The organism is Acidothermus cellulolyticus 11B, assembly GCF_000015025.1.
In the GTDB taxonomy this organism is placed as follows: Bacteria; Actinomycetota; Actinomycetes; order Acidothermales; family Acidothermaceae; genus Acidothermus; species Acidothermus cellulolyticus.
Window position 1 is genome coordinate 2,109,054 of record NC_008578.1, and the last position, 26,269, is coordinate 2,135,322.

The 26,269-nt window shown below is 67.8% G+C and carries 23 protein-coding genes; 14 read left to right on the forward strand and 9 right to left on the reverse strand.

What is annotated here, in order from left to right; genetic code table 11:
* Positions 1-14: 14 nt before the first annotated feature.
* A complete protein-coding gene (locus tag ACEL_RS09635; RefSeq protein ID WP_011720701.1) occupies positions 15-842 on the reverse strand; it encodes a hypothetical protein in 828 nt (275 codons plus the stop codon).
* A 321-nt stretch (positions 843-1,163) separates the two neighbouring features.
* Between ACEL_RS09635 and ACEL_RS09640 the strand changes: the two genes are divergently transcribed.
* From ACEL_RS09640 to ACEL_RS09700, 13 genes are all read left to right on the forward strand, one after another.
* Positions 1,164-1,463 (forward strand): DUF5808 domain-containing protein, encoded by a 300-nt coding sequence (locus ACEL_RS09640; protein WP_041835077.1) that lies wholly within the window; start codon positions 1,164-1,166, stop codon positions 1,461-1,463.
* A gap of 54 nt (positions 1,464-1,517) precedes the next feature.
* Positions 1,518-2,396 (forward strand): N-acetyl-1-D-myo-inositol-2-amino-2-deoxy-alpha-D-glucopyranoside deacetylase, encoded by an 879-nt coding sequence (mshB, locus tag ACEL_RS09645; protein WP_011720703.1) that lies wholly within the window; start codon positions 1,518-1,520, stop codon positions 2,394-2,396.
* 90 nt (positions 2,397-2,486) lie between these two features.
* On the forward strand, positions 2,487-4,562 hold the full coding sequence (locus ACEL_RS12805; RefSeq protein WP_011720704.1) for an AAA family ATPase: 2,076 nt from the start codon (positions 2,487-2,489) through the stop codon (positions 4,560-4,562).
* A gap of 35 nt (positions 4,563-4,597) precedes the next feature.
* Positions 4,598-5,125: a hypothetical protein gene (locus tag ACEL_RS11620; protein ID WP_011720705.1), complete on the forward strand. Its 528-nt coding sequence runs from the start codon at positions 4,598-4,600 to the stop codon at positions 5,123-5,125.
* Positions 5,126-5,132: 7 nt separating this feature from the next.
* Complete coding sequence (locus tag ACEL_RS11625) at positions 5,133-5,690, forward strand: chemotaxis protein CheW (protein ID WP_011720706.1); 558 nt, start codon at positions 5,133-5,135, stop codon at positions 5,688-5,690.
* 127 nt (positions 5,691-5,817) lie between these two features.
* Complete coding sequence (locus ACEL_RS11630; RefSeq protein WP_011720707.1) at positions 5,818-7,485, forward strand: methyl-accepting chemotaxis protein; 1,668 nt, start codon at positions 5,818-5,820, stop codon at positions 7,483-7,485.
* A gap of 7 nt (positions 7,486-7,492) precedes the next feature.
* Entirely contained in the window at positions 7,493-10,012 is a 2,520-nt protein-coding gene (locus ACEL_RS11635) for a hybrid sensor histidine kinase/response regulator (protein WP_011720708.1), read from the forward strand.
* 248 nt (positions 10,013-10,260) lie between these two features.
* Positions 10,261-11,223 carry a response regulator gene (locus tag ACEL_RS11640; protein ID WP_011720709.1) on the forward strand — a complete coding sequence of 321 codons (963 nt, stop codon included), beginning with the start codon at positions 10,261-10,263 and terminating at the stop codon, positions 11,221-11,223.
* 197 nt (positions 11,224-11,420) lie between these two features.
* On the forward strand, positions 11,421-12,671 hold the full coding sequence (gene xseA, locus ACEL_RS09680; RefSeq protein ID WP_011720710.1) for an exodeoxyribonuclease VII large subunit: 1,251 nt from the start codon (positions 11,421-11,423) through the stop codon (positions 12,669-12,671).
* Entirely contained in the window at positions 12,668-12,958 is a 291-nt protein-coding gene (locus ACEL_RS09685) for an exodeoxyribonuclease VII small subunit (RefSeq protein ID WP_011720711.1), read from the forward strand. The genes xseA and ACEL_RS09685 overlap by 4 nt, the downstream gene beginning before the upstream one ends.
* On the forward strand, positions 12,948-13,997 hold the full coding sequence (gene glpX / locus ACEL_RS09690; protein WP_011720712.1) for a class II fructose-bisphosphatase: 1,050 nt from the start codon (positions 12,948-12,950) through the stop codon (positions 13,995-13,997). The genes ACEL_RS09685 and glpX overlap by 11 nt, the downstream gene beginning before the upstream one ends.
* 156 nt (positions 13,998-14,153) lie before the next feature.
* Positions 14,154-14,444: a HesB/YadR/YfhF-family protein gene (locus ACEL_RS09695; RefSeq protein WP_011720713.1), complete on the forward strand. Its 291-nt coding sequence runs from the start codon at positions 14,154-14,156 to the stop codon at positions 14,442-14,444.
* Positions 14,445-14,886: 442 nt separating this feature from the next.
* A complete protein-coding gene (locus ACEL_RS09700) occupies positions 14,887-16,305 on the forward strand; it encodes a class II fumarate hydratase (protein ID WP_011720714.1) in 1,419 nt (472 codons plus the stop codon).
* Positions 16,306-16,339: 34 nt separating this feature from the next.
* On the opposite strand, the gene ACEL_RS11645 is transcribed toward ACEL_RS09700, so the two are convergent.
* The 7 genes from ACEL_RS11645 to mca all read right to left on the reverse strand — a co-directional run bounded on the left by ACEL_RS11645 (position 16,340) and on the right by mca (position 24,380).
* Positions 16,340-16,930, reverse strand: a complete 591-nt coding sequence (locus ACEL_RS11645; protein ID WP_011720715.1) for an aggregation-promoting factor C-terminal-like domain-containing protein — start codon at positions 16,928-16,930, stop codon at positions 16,340-16,342.
* 397 nt (positions 16,931-17,327) lie between these two features.
* Positions 17,328-18,089 carry an isoprenyl transferase gene (locus ACEL_RS09710; protein ID WP_041835078.1) on the reverse strand — a complete coding sequence of 254 codons (762 nt, stop codon included), beginning with the start codon at positions 18,087-18,089 and terminating at the stop codon, positions 17,328-17,330.
* Between the two features lie 305 nt (positions 18,090-18,394).
* Positions 18,395-20,548, reverse strand: coding sequence for a SpoIIE family protein phosphatase (locus tag ACEL_RS11650; RefSeq protein WP_169303210.1), 2,154 nt, complete (start codon positions 20,546-20,548; stop codon positions 18,395-18,397).
* 125 nt (positions 20,549-20,673) lie between these two features.
* The gene (locus ACEL_RS09720; protein ID WP_011720718.1) at positions 20,674-22,650 is read right to left on the reverse strand and encodes a thioredoxin domain-containing protein; all 1,977 of its coding nucleotides are present in this window, start codon (positions 22,648-22,650) and stop codon (positions 20,674-20,676) included.
* Between the two features lie 45 nt (positions 22,651-22,695).
* Positions 22,696-23,202 carry a methylated-DNA--[protein]-cysteine S-methyltransferase gene (locus ACEL_RS09725; protein ID WP_011720719.1) on the reverse strand — a complete coding sequence of 169 codons (507 nt, stop codon included), beginning with the start codon at positions 23,200-23,202 and terminating at the stop codon, positions 22,696-22,698.
* Between the two features lie 39 nt (positions 23,203-23,241).
* On the reverse strand, positions 23,242-23,484 hold the full coding sequence (locus ACEL_RS09730) for a hypothetical protein (protein ID WP_011720720.1): 243 nt from the start codon (positions 23,482-23,484) through the stop codon (positions 23,242-23,244).
* Positions 23,481-24,380 carry a mycothiol conjugate amidase Mca gene (mca, locus tag ACEL_RS09735; RefSeq protein ID WP_041835079.1) on the reverse strand — a complete coding sequence of 300 codons (900 nt, stop codon included), beginning with the start codon at positions 24,378-24,380 and terminating at the stop codon, positions 23,481-23,483. The genes ACEL_RS09730 and mca overlap by 4 nt, the downstream gene beginning before the upstream one ends.
* Positions 24,381-24,508: 128 nt before the next feature.
* Here mca and greA point away from each other — a divergent pair, with 128 nt between their 5' ends.
* Positions 24,509-24,997, forward strand: coding sequence for a transcription elongation factor GreA (greA, locus tag ACEL_RS09740; RefSeq protein ID WP_011720722.1), 489 nt, complete (start codon positions 24,509-24,511; stop codon positions 24,995-24,997).
* A gap of 21 nt (positions 24,998-25,018) precedes the next feature.
* Here the strand turns inward: greA and ilvA are convergent, their stop codons facing one another.
* Positions 25,019-26,260 (reverse strand): threonine ammonia-lyase, encoded by a 1,242-nt coding sequence (ilvA, locus tag ACEL_RS09745; protein ID WP_011720723.1) that lies wholly within the window; start codon positions 26,258-26,260, stop codon positions 25,019-25,021.
* Between the last annotated feature and the right edge of the window lie 9 nt (positions 26,261-26,269).

Genomic DNA, 26,269 nt, shown 5'->3' on the forward strand with positions numbered 1-26,269 from the left:
GGTGCTCCGCCGGCTCAGAAGAACCGGACATCGGTGATCCATCCGGCGGCCACCAGCCGCACATACAGGTCCGCGAGGGCGACCCACACCAACGACACCCACGCAATCTGCCCGTGATACCGATTCATCCGCGAGACCAGGGTCCAGAACCGGTACCGCAGGGGATGCTTGGAGAAATGATTGAGCCGCCCGCCGACGATGTTGCGGCACGAATGACACGACAGGGTGTAGCCCCAGAGGAGAAGCGCGTTCAGCACCAGAACGAGCGTCCCCAACCCTGCGTGTCCCCACCGTCCCGAGTGGTCGCGGAAAGCAATCACGGCGTCATAGCTCAAAATGATGTTCAAGAGAAAGCCCAGGTAGAAGAAGTAGCGGTGCACGTTCTGCAGAATGAGGGGGAAACGCGTCTCGCCGGTGTACCGGGCGTGCGGTTCCGCCACCGCGCATGCCGGCGGTGCGAGCCAGAACGCGCGGTAATACGCCTTCCGGTAGTAGTAACACGTCAGCCGAAAACCCAACGGCACGATGAGAATAATGACTGCCGGCGAAATGATCCACCACGAGCCGAAAATGCCCACGTGCGGTGCGCCCGCCGACCCGGGGACCATCCCGCAGCGGGTGGCGATGCACGGTGAATAGAACGGCGAGAGATACGGTTCCCAGAAATAATCCCGGTCGACGAACGCCGCCCACGTCGAATAAATGATGAAGCTCATCAGGACGCCGAAGGTGAACGCCGGCTGGGCCCACCAACGATCCGTCCGCAGCGTTGCAACCCCGATGGCCGCCCGCCGGCCGGTCCGAGCCGGTGCCGGCGCCGGTACGCGACTCTCCACCGTCACGGCGTCCCGCTTCCTCCTGTCCGACAAGCCCGCACGCGGTCACGCGCCCGGCCGACGACGCGCGTGGCCGGCGACCACAACTTACGCCTTGCACCGGCGCCCCTCCTAGTCAAGGGCGGTGTGTGATCTGTCACCTGGCGCTACGATCGGTCACGCGGCCGCCGGCCGCAGCATGAGCCGGACAGAGCACCAGGCTGCCGACGCCGATAGCAGGTGGGCTCCGCACGGCGGCGTCCGTCGATAGCGGGGTCAACAATCGGCAGCGGAGCCAGGCGAAGATGCCGCATCGGCGACGGAGCCATGAGCGGATGGAGCCGAGGAATGAGGCGAGGACAATCCCGACCGCGTGACCGGCGCGGAAAGGTCCGCGCCGCTCTTCGTCTCGGCAGTGCGGCGCTGCTCATTGCCGCCGTAGTCCGAGAACTTCGGCGTCCCAAGGCCGAACGCCGGTGGGTAGGGCAGCTTGGACCGATTCCCTACGACCTCCGAACTCCCACGCCGCAGCGGCTGTTGCGCAGCGTCTGGTCACCGGAGGACCCCCGCATTCTCGTCCCCCGGGCCTTCGGCGTCGGCTGGTCGATCAATTTCGCCGCCCTCCGCCGCCGCGCGGCCCGACACTAGGCGGTTCGACCCGGAACCGCTCTGCTTCAATCCACCCGGCGTACGCTGCCAGCCATGGTCCGCTCACTGCTGCTCGTGCACGCCCACCCGGACGACGAATCCATCAGCACCGGAGCGACGATGGCGTACTACGCGGCGCAGGGCGTCCGTGTCACGCTCGTCACCTGCACCCTCGGCGAGGAAGGTGAGATTCTCGTCCCCGACCTGCGGTTGCTCGCGGCCGACGAAGCGGACCAGCTCGGCGGTTACCGGATCAGCGAGCTGGCCGCCGCGTGCGCAGCCCTGGGCGTCACCGATCACCGGTTCCTCGGCGGTGCGGGCCGTTACCGCGACTCCGGCATGATGGGCACCCCCGCCAACAACCACCCGCGCGCTTTCTGGCAAGCCGATCTCGATACCGCTGCGGCGTACCTCGTCGACATCATCCGTGACGTCCGGCCGCAGGTGGTCATCACGTACGACGAGAACGGCGGTTACGGCCACCCGGATCACATTCAGGCGCACCGGGTCACCGTCCGCGCCGTCGACCAGACCCGGGACATTGTCACGAAACTGTACGCCGCGGCCGTCCCGCGATCCGCATTTGCCGAGGGAATTCAAGCGCTGCGGGCGGCCGGCGACACCACGTCGTTCGCCGGCGTGGAGGACGTCGACAACGTGCCGTTCGTCCGGCCCGATGAGGTCATCACGACAGCGATCGACGCCCGCGCCTTTCTCGACCGGAAAATCGCGGCGCTGCGCGCGCATGCCACTCAAATCGCCGTAGATGGGCCATTCTTTGCGTTGTCCAACAATATCGGCCAACGGGCATTCGGTGTCGAGTACTACATCCTGCTGCGGGGAACGGCATATCCGGCGGGTGATGGGCGGGAAAACGACCTTTTCGCCGGGGTGGACGTCGTCCAAGCGGGTGATGTCGGCGCCGCCACGTAGCCAGCCGAGCCCTGCCGGGGGAGACTGGAGATAACCGAGGAATTCTCGGCACTCCGCCACCTCGGCTTGAGCCGCTGAAAGGGTGAAGGCATGGCCGATCAGCTCGCCGAGATCGCGTCCGGTTCCGTCCTTGATGCGCACCGGGCGGATGTCGGGCGGCAACGAGAGCGGGCGCGGCGGACCAGATTGCGCCGGTTAGCCGGCATTCTGGCCGTGCCTGCGGCGTACCTGTGGTATCGGCTACTGACCGGCCGGCCGCTGAACGTCTTCGAAATGCCCCATGTTCCGTGGCTCTTGGTGCTGTACCTGGCCGTGCCGATTCTGTTCATCTTCGGCATGGTCGGCGTGTACTGGGGTTACGGACGCTCACCGCACCAGATCATCCGTCCCGAACAGATCGACGTCCGGCTCGACGACGTCGTCGGTATCGACGTCATCAAGGCCGAGGTCGTCCGGTCCGTCAACCTCTTCCTTGCCCACCGCACCTTCTCCCGCGACATGGGGGGGCGGCCGCGCCGGGGAATTCTTTTTGAAGGACCGCCGGGTACTGGAAAGACCTACCTGGCCAAAGCAATCGCCAAAGAGGCGAACGTACCGTTCCTCTTCGCAACAGCGACCTCCTTCCAGTCCGGATTGCAAGGGGCGACCCAGCGGAAGGTCCGTGCATTCTTCCGGGCGCTTCGTGCCACCGCGCGCAAGGAAGGCGGCGCCATCGGGTTCATCGACGAATTCGACGCCCTCGGCGGAGCCCGCCACGCGGTCAGCGCTTTCGCGCCGGCGGACCTGCTGGCACCGCGCATGCAGTGCGGCGCGCTCTCCGGTCTGCCGGATTTCGGCCCCCCGCAGATGCGCACTCCGGCGGTGCGCACTCCGACGGTCGCCAGCCCATTCTTCGGCGGCAACGATCTGGGCATGGCTGTTCAGGAGCTGCTCGTCCAGCTCCAATCGTTCGATCAGCCGCCGGCGGCGCAGCGCGTGCTGGGAGCGGTCATCGACACCGTCAACCTCTTCCTGCCCGCCCGCCGGCACATCCGCAAACCGCCGATCCCGCCGGCCAACATTCTTCTCATCGCATCAACGAACCGAGCCGACGCGCTCGATCCCGCTCTGCTGCGACCAGGTCGCTTTGACCAGCGCCTCACCTTCGACCGCCCGGACAAGAATGCGCGGCGCGCGCTCATCACGTACTTCCTCAGCAAGAAGGCGCACGCGGCTGAGCTGGACGATCCGGAGCGCATCGACGCCCTCGCCGCGGTCACGCAGGGATACAGCCCGGCCATGCTGGAAGGCCTGCTGGACAACGCACTGGTGAACGCGCTGCAATCCGGCCGCCGGGCGATGACGTGGCAGGACGTCGAACACGCCCGCCTGGACACCGAGGTCGGTTTCGGTCAACCCGTCGGGTATACCGAGCACGAAAAGATGCTCATTGCCACCCACGAGGCGGGCCATGCCGTCGTCGCCTGGCTTGTTGCACCGCAGCGGCGGCTGGAGATTCTGACAATTGTCAAAAGACGGAACGCGCTCGGCCTGCTTGCGCACGGCGACCGCGAGGAGGTCTACACCCGATCGCGGGCCGAAATGCTCGCCCTCATCCGCATCGCGCTCGCCGGTCAAGCGGCGGAAGAAGTGTTCTTCGGTGACGTCAGCACCGGCCCGGGCGGCGACCTCCTGTATGCGACAAACGTCGCCGCGCACATGGTCGGCGCATGCGGCATGACGGATTCATTGATTTCGTACGCCGCGGTGCAGAACAATTCCTGGTCCGACACGAACATCGTCGGGCGAGTGCTCGCCGACCGCCACGGCCGGGAGAAAGTCGACGAATTGCTCGCCCAGCAGAAATTGCTCGCGACCGCACTCATCGAGGGAAACCGCCACTTGGTCGAGGCGCTCCGCGATGCACTCGTGCAGCGCCACGAGCTCATCGGCCACGAAATCACCGACATCCTCGAAGCTGCCGCTGCTGCCGGCGGAGTGCTGCGACCCGACGCACCGGCGTTCTCTGACGACGCGGCCCGCGAGGCCGATACCTCCCGCGAGGCCGACGCGGCCGGCGCCGACGACGCGGCCGGAGCCGACGACACGGCCGACGAGATCGTCATTGACCTTACCGACCGCACCGTTCACCGTCGGTCCACGCGGCGCGAGGAGACTCGACCCTGACGTCGGCCGCCGGAGGGGCAACTAGGCTGCACCCCGTGCCTCCATCCGCTCCTCAGCCGGACCGACGCTGGACATGGCTGACCGCCGGGATCGGCGTCCTGCTTGGTCTCGTCACCGGGCTGCTGACCGCCGTCCAAGCAACCCGGGTTGTCGACGGCGTCCCGGTCGGAGCACTCGCCGCCTTCGGCGCCAATTTCGGCGGCGGAGTCCTGATCGGTTGGGGACTGCGGGCACGGGAAGCGGCGGCGCTCCCGGCCTTCGGGTGGCTCCTTGCCGTTTTCCTGCTCATCGCGCTGCCGCGCCCAGGCGGAGACGTCCTCCTTCCCGGTTCCGGCGCCCCCGTCGTCGCCTTCCTTCTCGGCGGAATCGCCGGTTCGCCTGCCTCGATCTTCGTGGCGGCGGCCCTGCTCCGCCGGCAGGCCAAGGCAGCGAACTCCGGCTCCCGGTCGCAGCTCCCGAGCGCCGCACCCACCGCCAGCCGCCCGGACGACATCGACCGTCCGGGCGCCGCCGCGCGGGACACCACCGACGGCGCTTCACCGAACAGCCGTACCAGCCGATGAGGAGGCCGTGCGCGATTCCGAAACGACCACGGGGACGGCGGCGACGGAGGCACGGCGTGCGGCAGGACCAGCGGCGGCTGACGGCGGAACAGGTGGGGGACCGCGCCTCGCGGACGTCGAGGAGGCCGGCTACGTGCTCGCCCGGCTCGGCGGCGGCCGGTATGCCATCGAGATGTCGGCCGTAGCGGAAGTCGGCCGCGTTCCATGGATCACCCGGGTTCCCGGCACGCCGGTCTGGCTCGCCGGGGTGGCGAACTGGCGGGGCCGCATCCTCGCCGTCGTCGATCTGCGTCCGCTGCTCGGCACGGAGATGCCGCCGGTCGGGTCCCTCGGGCGGTTGGTCGTCATCACGGACGGCACCGTGACGGCCGGCCTGCTCACCGAGGGCGTGCATGGCGTCATCCACTGTCCTGCCGATCAACTTGATCCACCGCCCCGCACCGTCGACCCGGACGTCGCGGCTCTGCTCCTCGGTCAGTTCACGCCGGACCACGGACCCGTCGCGGTCATAAACCCGGCTGCACTCCTGGGGCTGCGCCGGAAATTGCCGAACGTCCGGACGTGACCTCATGCCGGCACCACGCTTCAGAAAGGGCGATCGCCTCCCGATGCGTTGACCAGGTATCCCAACGGGAGCCTCCCGACGGGTTGACCAGGTATCCCAACGCGCGCCGGACAGCTGAGGAGGGCCGGTGGACGTCGTCAAGCGGCTGCAACAGGTATCAGCAATCTGCACGGGATTAATGCTCGCGCTGGGAATCGCCGGCGTCCTCGCCGTGGGGTCGCACCCCACTCCCGGCGTCGATATCCGGCCCGCTGTCGTTGCCGGCTGGCTCGGCGTCGCCGTCCTCGGTGCGACTCTCGTCACCGTCGCCTGCCTGGCACGCGTGGATCATCCAGCCCTTGGGCCGACGGGTGCGGTAGCCGATCTCGGCCGGCTCGTCTACCTCGCCGGTATCACCGGCGCGCTGGTCGCGGCGGCCGGGTTCGCAACCCCGCTGTGGATTCTCTACATCCCGGTTCTGCTCACCACGGCGGTCAGCGACGCGCCGTGGAAGTCATTCGGCTACGCCTTTCTCGCCGCCGTGCTGGCGCTCACGGCAACGGCCGCAACCCACCATCTCGACCGCAGCACCGCACTGACCACCCTCCTGGCGATTCCGGCGATTCCGGCGGTCGTCTGGTTCGCCAGCACGCTCGCGCACTCCGTCACCAACCTCCGGCAGCGGCTGGACGAGGAGCGCCGGCGCATGCACGACGAACTCGAACGAACCCGAGCGGAACTCCTCGACGAAGCCCGCGCCGAGCGGGAGAACCTGCAAGACGAAATCCGGCGGGAACGCGCCGAATTGAAGGCGAAGGTCGAACGGCTCTCCGAAGCCTTGGCCGCAGCCGCCCGCGGTGACCTCTCTGCGTACCAGCAGATTGACCTCGGTCCGCCGACCGGCGAGGACGACGAAGCGCTCGCGGTGCTCCAGGCGGCGTTCGCCAATACCCTGGGCAGCCTCCGACACCTCGTGGAACAAATCCGGGCCAGCGGCGAGAGCATCTCCGCGGCCGCGGGACAACTGCTGGCGACCGCCGAGGAGCACGCGGCGTCCGCGACGCAACAGTCCTCAGCGGTGGCTGAGACGACCAGCACCATCGAGGAACTCGCCGCCACCGCAGCGCAGATCGCCGAGACCGCCGAAGCGGTCGCCCGGTACGCCGCCGAGACCCTGCGGTACGCCGAGGAGGGCCGGGAGGCCGTGGCGGCCTCCGTCGCGGCGATGGACACCATCGCCAACCGGGTCGACTCCATCGCGAGCCGGGCCTTGTCTCTCGGCGAGAAATCCCAGGAGATCGGGCGGATTCTCGAGGTCATCGACGACTTGGCCGATCAGACCAACCTCCTCGCCCTCAACGCCGCGATTGAGGCCGCCCGTGCGGGGGAGCACGGTCGCGGTTTCGCGGTCGTCGCCTCCGAAGTGCGCAAGCTCGCGGAGCGTTCCCAGGAATCCGCGGCAAAAATCCAAGGCATCGTGAGCGAAATTCAAGCCGAGACGAACGCCACCATTCTCGCCACCGAAGAAGGGGCGAAGGAGGTGCATGCCGGAACGGAATTGGCGCGCGGCGTCGTCGAGGCCCTCGAACGCATCTCCGGCATGGTGGACGAAACAACCACAGCGGCAAAGGAAATCTCCATCGCCACCCAGCAGCAACGGTCGGCCTCCGACCAGGTGGTGACAGCGATGATGCAGGTCTCGGACGTCTCGCGTCAGTACGTCGTCGGATCGAAGCAGGCGGCTGCGTCCGCGGCTCAGCTGAACGTGCTCGCGGCCGAATTGCGGGCGTCGATCGCGCAATTCCGCATTTCCTGAGGCGCCGATGGGCGGTTGGGCGGAAGACCCGGAACTGCTCGCCACGTTCCGTGCCGAGGTGGAGGAAAGGCTCGCCTCGCTGTCCGCTGGCCTGCTGCGGCTGGAGACTGGAGCCGCCTCCCGGCAGGTCCTCTCCGCGCTGTTCCGTGACGCCCACACGGTCAAAGGCTCCGCTCGGATGATGGGCCTGACCGCCGTCCTGGAGACCGCGCACGCCGCCGAAGACCTCCTCGCGGCACTCCGCGACGGCCGGTTCCCGGTGCGACGCGATCTGGTTGACCTGTTGTTGGCGACGGTCGATGGCATCAGCCGATCCCTGCCGGGCGACCCGGCTCCGGTCGGTGAGGAGCATCTGCGGGCGCTCATTGCCGCGCTGCGGTCGGCGCTGGACGGGGAAGAACCGGTGACCGTCCCGCGGCTCCCGGAACCGACCGTCACGGTCCAGAGTGGCCCCCAGCCTCTCGCCGTACCACCGCCGCCGGCGCGGCCCGGCACCACGCCCTCGGCTACCGAGACCCCGGCGCCGGCCGCGCAAGCCGCCGCCCCGCCGTTCGCGGTCCCTCCGCCCCCGGACGGGCAAGCCGCCGGCCCACCCCTCGCGGTCCCTCCGCCGCCCGCTGGGCCAACCGGATCACCGGCAGGATCCACGGCACGACCACCTCGGCCAGCGGGATCCGCCCCTCCTCCGGCGGGATCCGCCCCGGTCGGGAGGCCCTCCACCCCGACGGCCACGCTCTCCACGCCGGCAGCCGCCGCCTCCACGCTGTTGGAGTCGATCACCCCGCCTGCCGCCGTCCAGATCGGCGGCCCGACAGAGCCGGAACGCGGCTTCGACGCCATCCGAGTCGCCTCCCGCCGGGTCTACGACCTGCTCGACGTCGTCGGCGAAGCCGAGCTCGACGCCCGACGGGTGGAGCGCAACGCCATAGAGCTCGAAACACTCCTCACCGAGCAGCAACGATGGCTCCGGGCGGTCCGCGCCGCCGCGACCCAACCATCCGAGGACCTGGAGCTGGCCCTCCATCGCCTTGTCGCGACAAGCGATCAGCTGGTCGCCTCCGGGCACCAACTGCGCGAGCGGGTCGAGGACGCGCGAAGCCGCCTCGCCCAGGTGCGAGACGGCGCGATGGGCTTGGCGATGGTCCCGGTCCGGCGCGTACTCTCCGGGTTTCCCCGACTGGTCCGGGACGTCGCCAGCGCCGGCGGCAAGGACGTCGGACTCCGGCTGGTCGGGGAGGATGTCGAGCTTGACAAGAAGGTGCTGGACGCCATCGCCGACGCACTCCGCCACTTGGTAACCAACGCGGTCGACCACGGATGCGAGACCCCGGCCGAGCGGGTTGCCGCGGGAAAGCCTCCCCGGGCAACCGTCACCGTGGAGGCACGGTCAGCCGGCGGGACCGTCGTCCTGGAGGTGGCCGACGACGGCCGGGGCATCGACGAAAGCGCAGTCCGCCGCCAGGCGATCGAACGCGGGCTCCTCCCGCCGGATAGCACCGTGTCCGGCCCGGCGCTTCTGCAGGTGCTCTTCGCACCGGCGTTCTCCACCGCCCCGACCGTGACGGTGACGTCGGGGCGTGGCGTGGGCTTGGACGTCGTCCGGACGGTCGTCGACGAACTCGGCGGCACGATCGACATCTACACCGAACCGGGCCGCGGCACCCGCTTCGTCCTCACCTTGCCGATCACACTCGGCGTCCTGCGCTGCCTGATCGCCCGGGTGGGAGCCGAACGGTACGCCGTCCCGGTGCCGAACGTCATTGAATCGATCAGCCTGCGCGACGTGCCGGTGGACAACCTCGCCGGGGCGCCGGTCGTCGTCCGTCACGGCACCTCCGTGCCGCTGCTCGACCTCGGCGCGGCGCTGGGCGTGGAGGGTGTCCGGGATCCCCGCGCTGCCCTTGTCGTGCGCCAAGGCGGCGGCGATCTCGTCGCGTGGTCGGTCGACCGGTTGGAGGGCGAGCTCGAGCTCGTCGTCAAGGACCTCGGATCGTTCATCGGGCGGTTGCCGCTCGTCACCGGGGCGACGATCGACGGCGATGGCACCGTGGTGTGCCTCCTCGATCTACGGGAGATGTCCGCCCGGACCGGGGCGGCCAGCACCGCGCAACCAGCGACGGCGCCGCCCGAGCTGGAGACGCCCCGACCGCTGGGACGCCGGCCGCGAATCCTCGTTGTCGAGGATTCCGTCGGAGTCCGGGAGCTGGAGCGGGTGATCCTGGAGGGTGCCGGTTATGAAGTCACCACCGCGGTCGACGGGCTCGACGGGTTGGCCCGCCTGCGCACCGAACTGCCCGACCTCGTGCTGGCCGATGTCGAGATGCCGGGGATGGACGGATTCACCCTTACCCGAACCATCCGCCGGACCCGAGGCTGGGAACACCTCCCGGTAGTGATCATGACGTCGCGAGGGGACGACGGCGACCGGCGAGCCGGCATGGAAGCCGGGGCGAACGCGTACCTGCTCAAGAGCGAATTCGATCAAGCGCAGCTGGTCGAGACGGTCGGCCGGCTCCTCGGGCGGTGACAGAACACCCCGCACGGTGGCCGGCTCCTCGGGCGATAGCAGCCCGCCGTGGCCGGCAACCGTCCACCCGGCCGGTCACAAACCGCCGTGGGCGGTGACAGACCGCCGCACAGCGCGCTCCGTCTTTCGGCCGGGCAAACCCGGCGAATGGAGTACGGTTCGGCGTCTCAGCAGCCGATGAAGTCGATGAGTCCCTCGGTCGAAACTCCGAGCAGACCTTTCGACTGATCTTCCCGGAGGGAGATTCGATGCCGACCGTCGTCATCGCCGATGACAGTCCCACCCTGCGGCGGATCGTCACCAGCGTGCTGACCAAGGAAGGGTACGAGGTGATCACCGCAGAGGACGGCGTCGAAGCGGTCCAGGCAGTCTTCCGGTCGCGGCCGGACGCGGTCATCCTCGACGTGCAGATGCCGCGCGTCTCCGGCTACGTCGCCGCCCGGCTGCTCAAGGACGACTGGCAGACGGCGGATATTCCGATCATCCTCCTGACGTCGCTGGACGCCGCAAGCGACCGGTACTGGGGCACGCAAGCCGGCGCCGATCGGTACCTCACGAAGGACTTCGAGGCTCCCGAACTGGTAGCCGCCGTCTCCGAAGCGATCGCCCAGGCCGAACGGGCCCGCGGGGGGCGTCCGGCGTTACGGCCGGATCCCGTGGAGCTGGAACCGGATGATGTCTTCAGCCGGGTCTGCGACCTGCTCGATCGCAAACTCTTCGAGACGTCCGTCGCCGCCGAGGTGACGTCGATCGCCTCCAGTGCACACGGATTCGAAGAGACGGTGGCCGGAGTCCTGGCCATCTTGCAACGATTCGTCGACAACGAACTGGCCGCCGTCCTCCTCGCCGAGGAACGGACGGCGTATGTCGCAGTGGCCCGGGAGGCGTCAGAGGCCCACTACGCGGACTTCGTCACGGCAGCAGTCGATGCGCTCAACGCGGCCGCCGGTACGTCGCTCACCCCGGCCGAGGTCAATGTGCGGGTCGCGGATCCCAATCACCTTCTCGGCGCGGACGACGAGGGTCGGATGGCGACGTTTCTGTCGATGCCGTTGCGGGGTCACGGCGGACGGGTCATTGGGGTGCTCGCGCTGTCCAGCGCGGCGAAGAATGCCTTCTCCGAGACCGCGCTCGCGACACTCAAGCTGGTCGAGGATCCCGCAGCCATCGTCATCGACAACGCCCGGCTCGCTGGGACGCCGGTCGGCTGAGCCGAAAAGCGCATCGGCTGAGCCGAGACGCCGACTCGCTGGGACGCCGGTCGGCAATGCCCGGCCCGGACGCCAGCCGGCAATGCCCGGCCCGGACGCCATCCGGCAGGGCCCGCCCGGCCCGGCCCGGACCTTCGTCTTCCAGCTCGCTCGACCGTCGCGCGGCGGATGAATCCGCTCCGGCCTACCCTCAGAGCGTGGCACTTACCTCCTCGGCCGAATCCCCGGTACCGGTACGGGAAGTCGCGCGGCAGATCGGACTCTGGGTCGGCCGGCTCGGTCGCATCTGGGTCGACGGGCAGCTCACGCAAATAAAAATCCGCCCAGGCACGAACACCGTTTTCTTCAACCTGCGGGATCCCTCGGCCAACGTCACCCTGCTCGCCACCTGCCCGCGTCAGGTCTTCGAGTGCATCGAGCCGAAACCCACGGAAGGTCTGCGGGTGGCGGTCTTGGGCAAGCCGGAATTCTACGTGCCGCGCGGCAGTTTGCAGCTCGTCGTCCACGACATCCGGCCGATCGGCATTGGCGATTTACTGGCCCGCCTGGAACGCCTGAAGAAAATCCTTGCCGCTGAAGGGCTGTTCGCCCCCGAACGGAAGCGCCCGCTCCCCTTTCTGCCGCGCGTTGTCGGGCTGATTTGCGGCCGCGGTTCGGCGGCGGAACGGGACGTCGTCGAGAACGCGCGCCGGCGCTGGCCCGCCGTCCGTTTCGACATCGCGGCGGTGGCGGTGCAAGGTCCGTACGCGGTACCGGAGATCGTCGCCGCCCTCCGCCGGCTCGACGACGACCCCGTGGTCGACGTCATCGTCATTGCCCGCGGAGGCGGCAGCGTCGAAGACCTCCTGCCTTTCTCCGACGAGACCCTGCTGCGCGCGGTCGCCGCCTGCCGCACGCCGGTGGTGAGCGCAATTGGTCACGAGACCGACACACCGCTCCTCGACTTCGTCGCCGATGTCGCCGCCTCCACGCCCACGGACGCCGCCCGCCGGATCGTGCCGGACGTGGCGGAGCAGTACGCCCAGCTCGCGCAGCTCGGCGATCGACTCCGGAACGCACTGCGACATCGGATCGACCGGGAGCAACAGGTCCTCGACACGTTGCGCTCCCGGCCGGTCCTGGCACACCCCGTCCAAGACATCAACCGGCGTGGCGAGGAGATTCTGCGGCTGGTGCGCGCCGGGCGGACCGCGCTGGACACGGCGATCCGGGCGGCGGACGCCGACGCCCGCCACCTCGTCGCTCGTCTGCGGGCGCTCGCCCCGGCGGCAACCCTCGAACGCGGGTATGCCATCGTCCTCGACCCCGCCGGCCGGGTCATCCGTGGAGCCGATGAGGTCCAGACCGGAGACGAGCTCGTCGTCCGGCTCGGCCGCGGCCGGTTGCGGGTCACCGTCACGGATGTGGCACCAGCCGAGACGGACCACCCACTAGGCTCGCTCGCGTGACCGAGCCGCCGCTCCCCCACGAATCAGCCGATGACGGCCGGGCTCGCCTCTCGTACGAGGACGCCCGCGATGAGCTCATCCAGATCGTGCAGCGGTTGGAGCTGGGCGGCCTACCGTTGGAGGAAGCGCTGCGGCTCTGGGAGCGCGGCGAAGAACTGGCCCGCGTCTGCCAGGCGTGGCTGGACGGGGCCCGCGCCCGGCTCGAGGCGTACCGTGCACCGGAGCAGAGCGCGGCGAACGACGTCTCCGCACCAGGATCCGCCGAGGAGCACGACCATGGCCGATAACGACGTCGAACGACAGCCGGAGGCGCCCGATCGCAACTTGGCGCTCGAACTGGTCCGCGTGACCGAAGCGGCGGCGATGGCCGCTGGGCGATGGGTCGGCCGGGGTGACAAGGACGCCGCCGACCACGCGGCGGTGGAGGCAATGCGCCGGCTCATCGGCACGGTGTCGATGCGCGGGGTCGTCGTCATCGGTGAAGGGGAGAAAGACCACGCGCCGATGCTGTACAACGGCGAGCACGTCGGCGACGGCACCGGTCCGGAATGCGACGTCGCGGTCGACCCGATTGACGGCACCCGGCTCACCGCGATGGGAATGAACAACGCCATTTCGGTCCTCGCGGTCGCGGACCGGCATTCGATGTACGACCCGTCCGCCGTCTTTTACATGCAGAAACTCGTCACCGGCGCGGTGGCGGCTCCGTACGTCGACATCAACGCGCCGGTCTCAGCCAACATCCGGGCCGTGGCGGCCGCGAAGGGCTGCGCAAACCAGGACGTGACCGTCGTCGTTCTCGACCGGCCACGGCATGCCGATCTCGTGCGGGAAATTCGGGAGACCGGCGCGCGCATCAAATTCATCATGGACGGCGATGTGGCCGGCGCGATCATGGCGGCGCGCGAGGACACCGGCGTTGACCTGCTTCTGGGCATCGGCGGAACACCAGAGGGCATCATCGCCGCCTGCGCCGTGAAATGCCTCGGCGGTGTCATTCAAGGGAAATTGTGGCCGCGTGACGAAGAGGAGCGGCGCAAAGCGTTGGACGCCGGACACGACCTTGACCGGGTCTTGACCAATGATGACCTGGTCCGGTCCGACAATGTCTTCTTCTGCGCCACCGGGATCACGGACGGCGAGTTGCTCCGCGGAGTCCGGTATCGCGGTGGCGGGGCGCAGACCAGCTCGCTCGTCATGCGGTCAAAGAGCGGGACGATCCGGATGATCCACAGCGAGCATCGGTTGTCCAAGCTGCGGTCGTACGCGATCGTCGACTATGACCAGCGGCCGGTGGCCTCCAGCGATCGAATTCAACTTCGCTGACCGCCCGACACCTACCGACGTCGCTCTCCCACTCCGATCGCCGGCGTCCCGGGTCGGCCTCCGGGCGTTGAATCGTCCGCCGCGCCGATGCGCGGCAGAGCAACCGGTCCGCGGAGCGACTAGGGTGGAGCGAACCCGACCGAAGGGAGACGAGCGATGCTCACGCTGACCGACAATGCCGCCGCCGTAGTCCGCACCCTGACCCAGCAAATAGCTGGTGAGACGGGAGGACTGCGCTTCAGCCGACAACCAGGCATGGACGAGACCCTGACCATCCGGGCAGCCGCCGCTCCCGAGCCGGGTGACCAGGTGGTCGAGCAGGACGGCGCCCGTGTCTTCCTCACCGAAGAGGCCGCCGCGGCGCTGGACGACCAGATTCTTGACGCCGTCGTAGACGCAGGCGGCTCCGTGCACTTCAGCGTCGCGCCTCAACAGCCCTCCGCCTGACCGAAGACTCCCAGGGGCGGCTAACCACCCGCCCTGCTTTTGGTGTGGCCGCCTGACGGCCGGCAGGTCGCACCCGGGTGCCGTCTCTTCGGACTGACGGGCCCGGTTCTGCCTGCCGGATCGCCGTCCGGTCCCGCCTCCCGGACTGACGGGCCCGGTTCCCCTGCCGGACCACGAATCCGGCGCGCCGTCGCGTCATTGTGCCCAGCACCGCTGCTGCGCCAAGCGCCCCGACGCCGCCGCTGCGCCACCTGCTCAGCGCCCCGCCGCGCCGTCGCGTCAAGCGCCCCGACGCCGCCGCTGCACAGCGACGGACTGCTTCCTCCCTGTTCACCGTGATGTGCCGGCAATCGCCGGAACCGGCGGGATGAACCGTCGGCGTCCTCGCACACAGCCGCTGTCTAGGCTGAAGTCGCATGTTCGTCGATGAATGGGAGGGCCGATGACCGCCGGTGCGTTGGGTGACGCTTTTCGTGTCGAGCACGATTCGATGGGTGAGGTCCGCGTTCCGGCCCATGCCAAGTGGCGCGCACAAACACAACGCGCGGTCGAGAATTTCCCGATTTCCGGAATGCGGATCGACCGTGAGCTGATTGCCGCTCTCGCGGCCATCAAAGGCGCAGCCGCACGCGTCAACGCCGAACTCGGCGTCATCGACCCCGATGTGGCGAGCGCGATTGCGGAGGCGGCCGAGGAAGTGCGCCACGGTCAGTGGGACGACCATTTCCCCGTCGACGTCTTTCAAACCGGCTCCGGTACGTCAAGCAACATGAATGCCAATGAAGTCATCGCGACTCTGGCCGCGGAACGGCTTGGTCGCCCGATTCATCCCAACGACCACGTGAACGCCTCGCAGTCATCGAACGACACCTTTCCATCGGCCATTCACATCGCGGCGTGCCGGGCCGTCACCGGCACCCTCCTTCCCGCGTTGGAGCATCTCGCCGCCGCACTCGAACGCAAAGCAACGGAGTTCGCCGACGTCGTGAAGGCCGGACGCACCCACCTGATGGACGCCACACCGGTCACGCTCGGACAGGAATTCAGCGGATATTCGGCCGCCGTCCGTTACGGGATGGAACGGCTGCGGAGCGTGCTGCCGCGACTTGGCGAGCTGCCGCTCGGCGGTACGGCGGTGGGAACGGGAATCAATACTCCTCCCGGATTCGCCGCACGGGTCATCGAACGGCTCGCGTCCCAGCTCCAGTTGCCGCTCACCGAAGCACGCAATCATTTTGAAGCCCAGGGCGCCCGCGATGCGCTGGTGGAAACGAGCGGCATGCTGCGGGTTGTCGCGGTCAGCCTGTACAAAATCGCCAATGACTTACGGCTGATGGCCTCCGGTCCGCGCACCGGACTCGCCGAGATCCACCTGCCGGACCTGCAGCCAGGTTCATCCATCATGCCCGGGAAGGTGAATCCCGTCATCCCGGAAGCGGTCTGCCAGGTCGCGGCTCAAGTCATCGGCAACGACGCGACGGTGGCGTTCGGCGGCGCCGCTGGCACCCTGGAACTGAACGTGATGCTTCCGGTTATTGCCCGCAATCTGCTGGAATCGATCCGGCTGCTCTCCAACGTCGCTCGTCTCTTTGCGGATCGGTGCGTCGCTGGTATCACCGCGGACGTCGAACGCTGCCGCCGATACGCCGAATCGTCGCCTGCCATCGTTACCCCGCTGAATCGGTACATCGGATACGAGGCGGCGGCGAAGGTGGCGAAATATGCGCTGGAGCACGACACGACGATCCGGCAGGCGGTCATTGACTGCGGATTCGTTGCCAACGGGCAGATCAGTGAAGCCCAGTTGGACCGGGTGTTGGACGTTCTCGCCATGACCGGCCGCCCGGTGACGGCGGATTGAGCGGCGCCCGCCCGCCGACGCCCGCCACCGCACGCTAGTACGAACCGGCCCGCAGCCAGTACCGCCAGGCGGTGCAGGGCTCACCGTAGCGGCTCGCAATATAGTCCAGTCCCCAGGTGATCTGAGTGACCGGATCGGTACGCCAGTCCGGTCCGGCGCTTGCCATTTTCTCGGCGGGAAGCGCCTGCGGAATGCCGTACGCGCCGGACGCCGGATTCGTCGCGGTCGTCTCATAATTGCTTTCCCGACGCCACAGCTCATCCAGGCATGTCCATTCCCAGCCGGTCCAACCGCGCTGCGCAGCCAGGTACTGCGCAATATCCCGCGGATTTTCCGGTAAAACCGCTGGACTCGCCGTGGCGGAGGGCGATGCGGGACGGGTCTCGGAACGGCTTGGCGGCTGGAGGACACTCCGTGCCACGAAAGGCGTCGAGGTTCCAATGAACGGCGTCGGTTGAGGAGCGACCGTCGTTCCGGTGGTGGTCGCCGCCTGGGATGCTCCGGCCGAGGCAACGGTGCCCGCACTGGCCGGAATCTTCACGGCCGCGGCCAGCACGGCAAGCGACGCCATCGTTCCCGCGAAGCCGCAGACGGCCGCGGGTGGCCGCGTGGAAATTCGAAACATGCGGTCATACCCTTCCCGTCAGCGGAACATCGTGTTCCTTGACGCGTACGAGGCTTCTCGACGCACGCAAGCGAATGCGCCCAAATAGCGCACGCATGTTTTTCCCCGTCGCCTGGTGGTTTACACCGGCTTTTTTCACCATGCCGTAAAACTCACCAAGGAACAAACGACAACGACGTGAGAGATCTCACATCGGATGGAAACTTTGTGACAGTTGTGACAGGAGCTTCAATTGTGCATCGCCTGCCTGCAGAGCGTATCGGCGGCGTTACCGTGCGTCGGTTGGAGCGATTCCGGCGATACCGGGCGCCCGCCCGTGCGGCGTCTTTTGACTCAGTCGTGGTCTGTGGCCACTATCCGACCCGCCGGTGCAGCGGAGCGTTGGCGGCCCGCCCGGTTATGCACCAAAACGGCGCTCACGTTGCGCGTAGGCACGAACCGCGCGCAGAAAATCGACCCGCCGAAAATCCGGCCAGAGCGCCTCACAGAAGAACAACTCAGAATGTGCGCTCTGCCACAGGAGAAAACCAGAGAGCCGCTGCTCTCCCGATGTGCGGATGACCAAGTCGGGATCCGGTTGTCCCTTGGTGTAGAGGTGTCGCGCAATGTGTTCGACGTCCAACACGTTCGCCAAATCCTCAATGCTGGTACCGCGAATCGCATGCTCGTGCAAGAGCGCCCGCACCGCATCCGCAATTTCCCGGCGTCCGCCGTAGCCGACCGCCACGTTCACCAGCAGACCATCGACGTCCTGCGTGGCGTGCTCCGCCTCCTTGAGGGTGCGTGCGGTCTGGTCGGGCAGCAGATCGAGAGCGCCTACCGGGTGGAGTCGCCATCGGCGCGACGCGGCCAACTCGGCAACCGTCTCCTCGATGATGCGGAGCAACGGCACCAACTCGTCGGCCGGACGAGCAAGATTGTCCGTTGACAGCAGCCAGAGCGTGACCACCTCGATGCGAAGGTCGGCGCACCAGCCGAGGAATTCCTCAATCTTTTCGGCACCGCGACGATGGCCGCCGGACGCGCCGAGACCCATCGCACGACCCCACCGGCGGTTGCCGTCGAGGATGACGCCGACGTGTCGCGGAATCCGGTCCGGTGGCAGCGTCGCGGCGAGGCGCCGCTCGTAGAGCCCGTAGAGCAGCCGCCTGAGTCCCACGTTGCCGACCTCCAATTCCCTTGGCAGGCTACCGCCGGAGAGTGAGAGCACGCGCGGGCAGCGCCTCTCCATGCCCATCACGCCTACCTGGCGACAGGCGGACGCTCACGTGGGGCACCTCCCCGGATGACGTCCCGGCGACCGGATGTCCAACCCCGCGGCCCGCCAGGGCGCGACACGTCGCGTGCGACCCGGCTGGCTGCGACAGGTAGGATGCGACCCCGCGCGCAACACACCGGCGATTACGCCATCAGCGAAAATCGCGCGCGGACGGCGCCCGGAAGACACCGGGGGACACGTGATCCTCACGAACAGATTGGACCCAGCCAACGCAGGACGAGAACAGCGACGTCGTCGGCTCGTTCCGGGCCCAGCAACGCGCTGATCACGTGATCAGCGATCGCACTCGCCGGCTCGGTCCAATGCTCGGTGACCACCACGGCGAGGCGGGCCATGCCGTCGTCAATGTCGCGATGCCGGTCCTCGACGAGGCCGTCGGTGTAGAAGACAGCAACCGCGCCTGGGCTGAGGGTGCCCTGCCAGAGCGACGCTCCGCCGCCTGGGGCGCCAAAGGGCGTACTCGGCTCGATCGGAACGAACCATGGCCGACCGTCCTCGACGATGAGCGGCGGCGGATGGCCCGCCGAGGCAACCCGCAACAATCCGCTCCATGGGCGTAGTCGGGCAAAAACCGCGCTCGCCATCCGCGCCAGACCCAGCTGATCCCAATGGGCGTGCAGCCGGGCGACGAGCTCGTCCGGCCCACGCGTCTCGGCGCGGATGGCCCGGCATGCCGCACGCAATTGGGCCATCATCGCCGCGGCCTGCATGTCGTGCCCGGCCACGTCGCCGACCATGATGGCGACCTCGCCGTCCGGCATGGTGGTGACATCCCAGAAATCGCCACCGACTTCGGCGTCACGGGTGCCGGGCTGGAAACAGACCGCATAATCAACACCCGGGAAAACCGGAAGATCGCTCGGGAGCAGGCTCGCCTGCAGGTTGTGGGAGAGACGGCGCTCGGCGTCATAGCGGCGCTCCTTGGCCACGACGAGCGCCGCCCGTCGAGCCAATTCTTCGGCCAGCTTCACGTCCTCGTCGGTGAAACGCCGGTGCGAATTGGTGCTCACCAGCGTGATGCTCCCGAGCACCTGACCGTCCGCAATCATGGGCACCGTGATAAAGCTGGTGTATCCCAACGCACGGACCAATTGGTAGTGCTCCTCATTGCGTGTCGTCGCCCGCAGGAAGTCGTCGCTCATCTCCGCGGCCCAGCGAGACACGCCGTCACGCAGCACCTGGGCGGCCGGATTGTCGCCGTCCAGCCGCGGCGGGAAACGCCGTCGCAGGTCATCCACCAGGGGCTGGGCGGTAGGGTCCGCGTGGACCGCCGCGACCCGCTCGATGCGCCGGCCGTCATCCACCAGGACGTCGACGATGCAGATGTCACCGAGGGCCGGCACGGCGGCCGCGGCCAGCGCGTGCAGCGACTCGGAGAATCCGCTGACGCGCGCCAAGACTGTCGACGCGTCGAGCAAGAACTGCTGAGCACGCTGTACGGCGGCAAGCTCGCGGAGCAACCGGTCGCGGTGTGCCTCGGCCGCGCGTCGTTCGGTCGCATCGTGCACGTACCAGACCCGCCCGAGGAGCGTCCCACTCTCGTCGGTGATGGGCGCCCCGTACGTTTCGACAATCCGCCCATCGGCAAGGGTGAGTTCCAGGCTCTGCGCTTCGGTCGGATTGCGGCGTGCGTACTCAAAAGCGTCCAGCAGACGCTGTGGTTCACGGAGTAACGAGCCGTACCTCTGCAGCAGCTCGACGACGTCGCCGCCGACAGGAATCGCCTCGCTTGGCAGCCGGCACATCTCAGTGAATCGCCGATTCACCGCCAGGATCGTGAGATCCGGCGACCACGCGATAACGCCATCCGGCGCGGCCTCGACGACGGCCTGCAAATAGCGTGAGAGCAGCGCCGCACGCTCGAGCCGAATCCGCTCGGTGACTTCGCGCAGGACGCCGACCACCGAAAAGCCCTCCGGAGTCGGCTTCCCGGCCCGGCCGAATCGGATTTCAACCGGAATTTCCACACCGTCCCGGCGTCTGGCTGCCACGTCGACCGCCTGGCCCGCCGGCAGCCGGCCTTCGCCGGTTCGGACGTAACGCTCGAATCCCGCGCAGTGCGCGCGCTGATATCGCTGCGGAACGAAGTCAAGAAGGGGAGCGCCGCTCAGGCTTCCCGGTTCCGCACCGAGGAGTTTCTCAGCCGCCGAATTCGCCAGCACAATCCGACCGTCGGGAGCGACGACGAGAACAGCATCCACCAGAGAGTCGATGACCAGGTGGGCGTCAACGTCTTCCGGGGACGCCGGCCGGGCGGCCGTCGTAGCCTCGTCGCCCACTGTGTCGTCATGCGACGATTCCTGGCCGCCTTTATCCGGCGGAGAGTCCGGGTCCGTCACACTGCACCTCAATGTCACCTCTTCGAGAGAACCGTATATCTGCGAAGCATGCCCGGCCAACCTACCGACCAGGTGGAATCCGCTCGCGTCCCGCAAGGGTCCGCAACATGATCCGCGCGTCGCTGCTAACTCTCTAGCAGAGCGCGCAACTCCGCCTCGCTGGCAACGGGCCGTTGACACTCGAAATTGCGACACACGTAGGCAAGGGACTGTCCCGGCGGGGCGGTGCGCCCTTCGAGGAGCGGCGCCCACGGCGGTCCGTCGGCGGCCCGGGCCGCACGCACCGCACCCGGCCGATCGACAAGCCACGCCGTCCGCCACAAGGAACCATCCCCGACAACGGCAATCTCCGCCGGCCCGTCCAGCCACGCCGCGATCGTCGCCAGTCCATAACCGACGGCATGAGGGTACCGGCGGGCGAGCCGGACCGTGGGCCGAAGCGCGCCGGGAACAGCGTCCCGATGCCGCTGGGACCCGGTGAGCGCCGCGTAGGTGAGGAGCGCATGTGCGGCGGCGGAATTCCCACTCGGTGTGGCGTCATCGGTGAACGTGCGAGGCCGGCGGACCAGCCGCTCGGCGTCGTCCGCTGTGTCGTAAAAGCCGCCGTCCTCAGCTCGGAAGTGGGTGAGTATCGCCTCCAGCAAGGCGCCGGCGAGCTCGAGATAGCGAGCCTCACTGCGGATTTGCGCCAGCGTCAGCAGTCCCTGGGCAACATTCGCGTAGTCGTCCAAGGCTCCGTCCACCGGATTTCGTTCGCCGTCTCGGGACGAGCGGCACAACCGTCCGTCGCGCAGGTGGACGTCAATGAGGTACTCCGCACTGCGCACCGCTGCATCCACAAGGGCATCGCGATCCAGGAGAAATCCCGCCTCGGCGAGGCTTGCCACCGCCAGCCCGTTCCACGACGCGATGATTTTGTCGTCCCGCGCCGGTTGGGCGCGACGGGACCGGACGGCGAGAAGGCGCTGCCGGATGCGCCGCCAGCGCTCGAGATCCGGCGCATCGACGGCCAGTTGCAGCACCGACCGCCCATCCTCGGTATTGCCGTGCTCGGTCACCCCGAACAACTCCGCGGCATAGGCCGCGTCGTCGCTCCCTAACGCATCGCGCAGCTCGGCGAGCGTCCAGACATACGTCCCGCCTTCGACCCCGCCGGCGTCCGCGTCGAGAGCAGCGGCGAACCCGCCGGCCGGCGTGCACAGGTCGCGCAGCAGGAATTCCGCCACTTCCTCGACGATGCGCCGGGCGAGCTGATGCTGGGTGCGCCGCCACCAATGCAGGTACACGCCGAGAAGCTGGGCATTGTCATACAGCATTTTCTCGAAATGCGGCACCGTCCACGCGGCGTCGACGCTGTACCGATGAAATCCGCCGGCCAGCTGGTCGTATATTCCGCCGCGGGCCATGTGTTCACACGTGACGGCGACCATCTCCATCGCGCCGAGCGAGCCATAGCGAAGAAGAAACTCAAGGGTGGTCGCGGACGGGAACTTAGGTGCACTGCCGAAACCCCCATGCACCGGATCGTACTGACGCCGTAGTTCACCGACCGCCGCGTCAAGGAGATCCGCATCTATCGCGCCCAGGTCGTCGGTGAGCCGACTCCCTTGTTGCAGAACCGCCACGACCCGGCGCGCCGCCGCAACGAGATCCGCAGATCTGCTCTGCCACGCCGTCCAGACCGCCTCGAGCACCTGCCGAAAAGCAGGCATTCCGGCGCGGGGTTCCTTGGGAAAATACGTTCCCGTGAAAAATGGTTCACCGTCCGGCGTCAAGAAGCACGTCAGCGGCCACCCGCCGCGGCCGGTCATCGCTTGGGTCGCTTCCATGTAGACCGCGTCGATATCGGGACGTTCCTCACGGTCCACTTTGACGCAGACAAAATGCTCGTTCATGAATGCCGCGGTTGCGGGATCCTCGAACGACTCATGGGCCATCACGTGGCACCAATGGCATGAGCTGTACCCGATCGACAGCAGAATCGGTACGTTGCGCCGCCGCGCCTCGGCGAAAGCCTCCTCGCACCACGGCCACCACTCGACCGGATTGTCCTTATGCTGCAGCAGGTATGGCGACGTCGCCGTCGCCAGCCGGTTCGCCATCAGCCGCGGCTCCTTGCTGGTCTCACGACGGGATCCGTTGTCCCGTCAGAACGTGTCTGTTCCGCGCGGCAGTGCACCCTCGTGTTCGAGCAGCCACCGTTTGCGGTCAACCCCGGCGGCATAACCGGCGAGCGATCCGTCGGCCCCGATCACGCGGTGACACGGCACGAAGACCGCAAGACGATTCCGCCCGACGGCTGCGGCGACGGCGCGCGCCTTGCCGCCGTGACCGACCTTCTCCGCCAGGTCCCGATAACTCCACGTGGCCCCGTAAGGAATGCCGAGCAGCTCCCGCCATACGGTCTCCTGAAACGGCGTCCCGTGCCACCGCAACGGAACGGTGAAGACGCACCGCTCGCCGCCGAAATACTCCGTCAGTTGGACGACGGCTTCGCTGAACGCGTCCGGTTCGTTGCGCCAGCTGGGGTCGACCGGGACTGAATGACGCTGACCAATGAAGTAGGCGCCGCAGAGCGCCAACCCGTCGGAACTGCCGTCACCGACGAGAAGCATGTCGCCGAGCGGCGTCGCGGTTGTGGTGAAGAATTTCACCGCTCCTCCTTGGATCGTCCGCTTTTCGCGGAAGGCGGCTCACCGCGGCCGCCGGTCGGTCGGCCGCCGTACGTCCGGTTCGTTCTCCTCGTCGCGTAAACTCGCCGCCCTGCGCAAGTGCTTGTTCATCGAGCGGAACAAGAAATACACCGCCACTCCAAGTGCGAGGACGACCAGGAATCCCAGTCCACCATTGGGGTTCTTCGTGGGATTGGCCGCGAACGCCGGGTCGAGAAGCATCGGCACGATCGGCGTCGCGCACGTCGTCACCAGATTTGTCATGCGCGGACCTCTTCCCGTATGCCGGCGAATAAATCGTCCTCCGGAAGGCTGGTGGGAACAAGCGAACGGGCGAGCTCGAAATCCTCGGTCGGCCAGACTGCGGCTTCGAGATCGCGGGGAACAGCGAACCACGAGCCGTTCGGGTCGACCTGGGTGGCATGGGCGAGCAGGGCGGCGTCGCGGACCGAAAAGTACTCAGCGCACGCAATCCGTGTCGTCACCGGCCGATCATCTCCGGTCCAGCGGTCAAGGCGCTCCGCGTACGGTGACGGCAGACCGCGGGCGACCATAGCGTGGTGCAAGGCCAGCACCCGGTCGCGGTGAAACGTGCGGTGGTAGTAGAGCTTGAGCGGTTGCCAGGGCTCACCGGCGTCCGGGAAACACTCGGGATCGGCGGCGGTTTCGAAGGCAGCCACACTGACCCGGTGGCACATGATGTGATCGGGGTGGGGGTACCCGCCGGTTTCGTCGTAGGTGAGCAGGACGTGCGGGCGTTCGGCGCGCACGATCGCCACCAGCGCGGCGGTGACCACCTCGAGGGGCTCCCGGGCAAGGCAGCCGTCCGGCAATGGCGGCGGCGGATCCCCCTCAGGAAAGCCGGAATCGACGAATCCGAGCCAGTGATGCCGGACGCCGAGAATCCGCTCCGCTTCCGCCATCTCGGCCCGCCGGACCGCGGCGATGTCGGCCCGAATCTCCGGACGATCCATTGCGGGATTCAGAATCGAGCCGCGTTCCCCACCGGTGAGGGTGACGACAACGACGTCCACCCCTTCGGCGGCGTATCGGGCCATGGTCGCCGCGCCCTTGCTCGACTCGTCGTCGGGATGGGCGTGCACCGCCATCAGCCGCAACTGCTCCGTCACGGGTACCCATTCTGCCGCCGCGCCGGCCATGACGTACGCCGAGCGGAAGGCGCGCAGGTCCCGGATTGCTGGTGGCCGGCAGGGCGGTACGGCTTGGTAGCCTGAAAGACAAAGCATTTGTCCGTCATTCGCGTAGACGCTGCGTCCAGGGGAGTGCCGTGAGCGAGACGCCTACTGTCACGTGGCTGACCCAAGAGGCATACGAGCGGCTGACCGCGGAGTACAACCACCTCATCGGTCCGGCCCGCGCCGAGATCGCCCGCAAGATCGAAGCTGCCCGTGCGGAAGGCGACCTGCGGGAGAACGGCGGCTACCACGCCGCCAAAGAAGAGCAGGGCAAGATGGAGGCCCGGATCCGTCAACTCCGGCAGATTCTCGAGAATGCCAAGGTCGGTGAACCGCCGGCGGACGACGGCGTCGTCGAACCAGGCATGGTGGTCACCGTCCGTTATGAGGACGGCGAAGAGTTGACGTTCCTGCTCGGCTCACGGGAGGAGAGCGCGGCCGGGATTGAGGCGTTCTCACCGAATTCGCCGTTGGGTTCCGCTCTTCTCGGCAAGCGCGTCGGCGACAGCGCCAGTTACACCCTGCCGACCGGTGCCACCATGCGGGTCACCGTCGTCAATGCCAAACCCTTCACGGGCTGATCGGGGATTCTCCCCTCACGCTCAAGACACGGCGTACCCCAGCCGCGCAACGGTCTCGAGCACCTCCTGCGAGTGCTCCTGACCGCGAGTCTCCACCTGCAGCGCGACCTCCACCTCGTCGACAGCGAGCGCGGCCTGCGTCCGCTCGTGGACGACGTCCAGCACGTTCGCCTCAACCGCGGCAAGGGCCGTGAGCAGAGCGGCGAGCGCGCCGGGACGATCGGGCAACGTGACGTGAAAGGTCAGGTAGCGGCCGGCCGCCGCCAACCCATGGCGCAGGATGCGAAGCAGAACGATCGGATCGACGTTCCCGCCGGAGAGGACGGCAACCACCGGCGATGGAAAGGCGCTGGAATCATCCATCACCGCAGCCAACGCTGCCGCCCCCGCCGGTTCAACGACGAGTTTGGCCCGCTCCAAACAGGCCAACACGGCATGCGCAATGGCCTCTTCGCTCACCGTGCGGATCTCGTCGACGTACCGGCTGACCAGCGGCAGGGTGAGCGAGCCGGGACGTCGGACCGCGATGCCGTCGGCCATCGTCGAGGCGTCGGAAAGCGCTATCGGATGCCCGGCGCGGACCGAGGCGGCGAGGGCCGCGGCCTGTTGGGCCTGCACCGCGACCACCCGCACATCCGGCCGAAGTGCTCTGACCACGACGGCAATGCCTGCGGCAAGGCCGCCTCCGCCGGCACTGACCACGATCGTGCGGACGTCGGGGTATTGCTCGAGAATTTCGATGCCGACCGTCGCCTGACCCGCAATCACGTCGGGGTGGTCGAACGGGTGGATGAAGGCGGCTCCCGTCTGTGCGGCGTACTCCTGCGCCGCGACGAGCGCCTCATCGACGGAATGCCCGACAAGTCGCACGTCGGCGCCGTAACCGCGGGTCGCCGCCACTTTCGGCAGGGACGCGTCGCGCGGCATGAAGACGGTGGCGCGGGTACCGAGTAGACCGGCCGCCAAGGCGACCCCCTGCGCGTGATTCCCGGCGCTCGCGGCCACGACGCCGCGATCCCGCTGGTCAGGCGGCATCCGCGCAATGCGCACGTACGCGCCCCGGATTTTGAACGAACCGCCGCACTGCATGTTCTCGCACTTCAGGGCAGTCGGCGAGCCGATCAACGCCCGTCGGGACAGCTCAATCGGGGTGCGGCGGGCAACGCCGTCCAGCAGCGTGCCGGCCGCCCGGGCGTTCTCCAACCACTCCGTGGGAGTAGCGGTGATCCAGGGCGCAATGGAGTCGTCGGGCGTGCCGGCCATCGCCCCTCC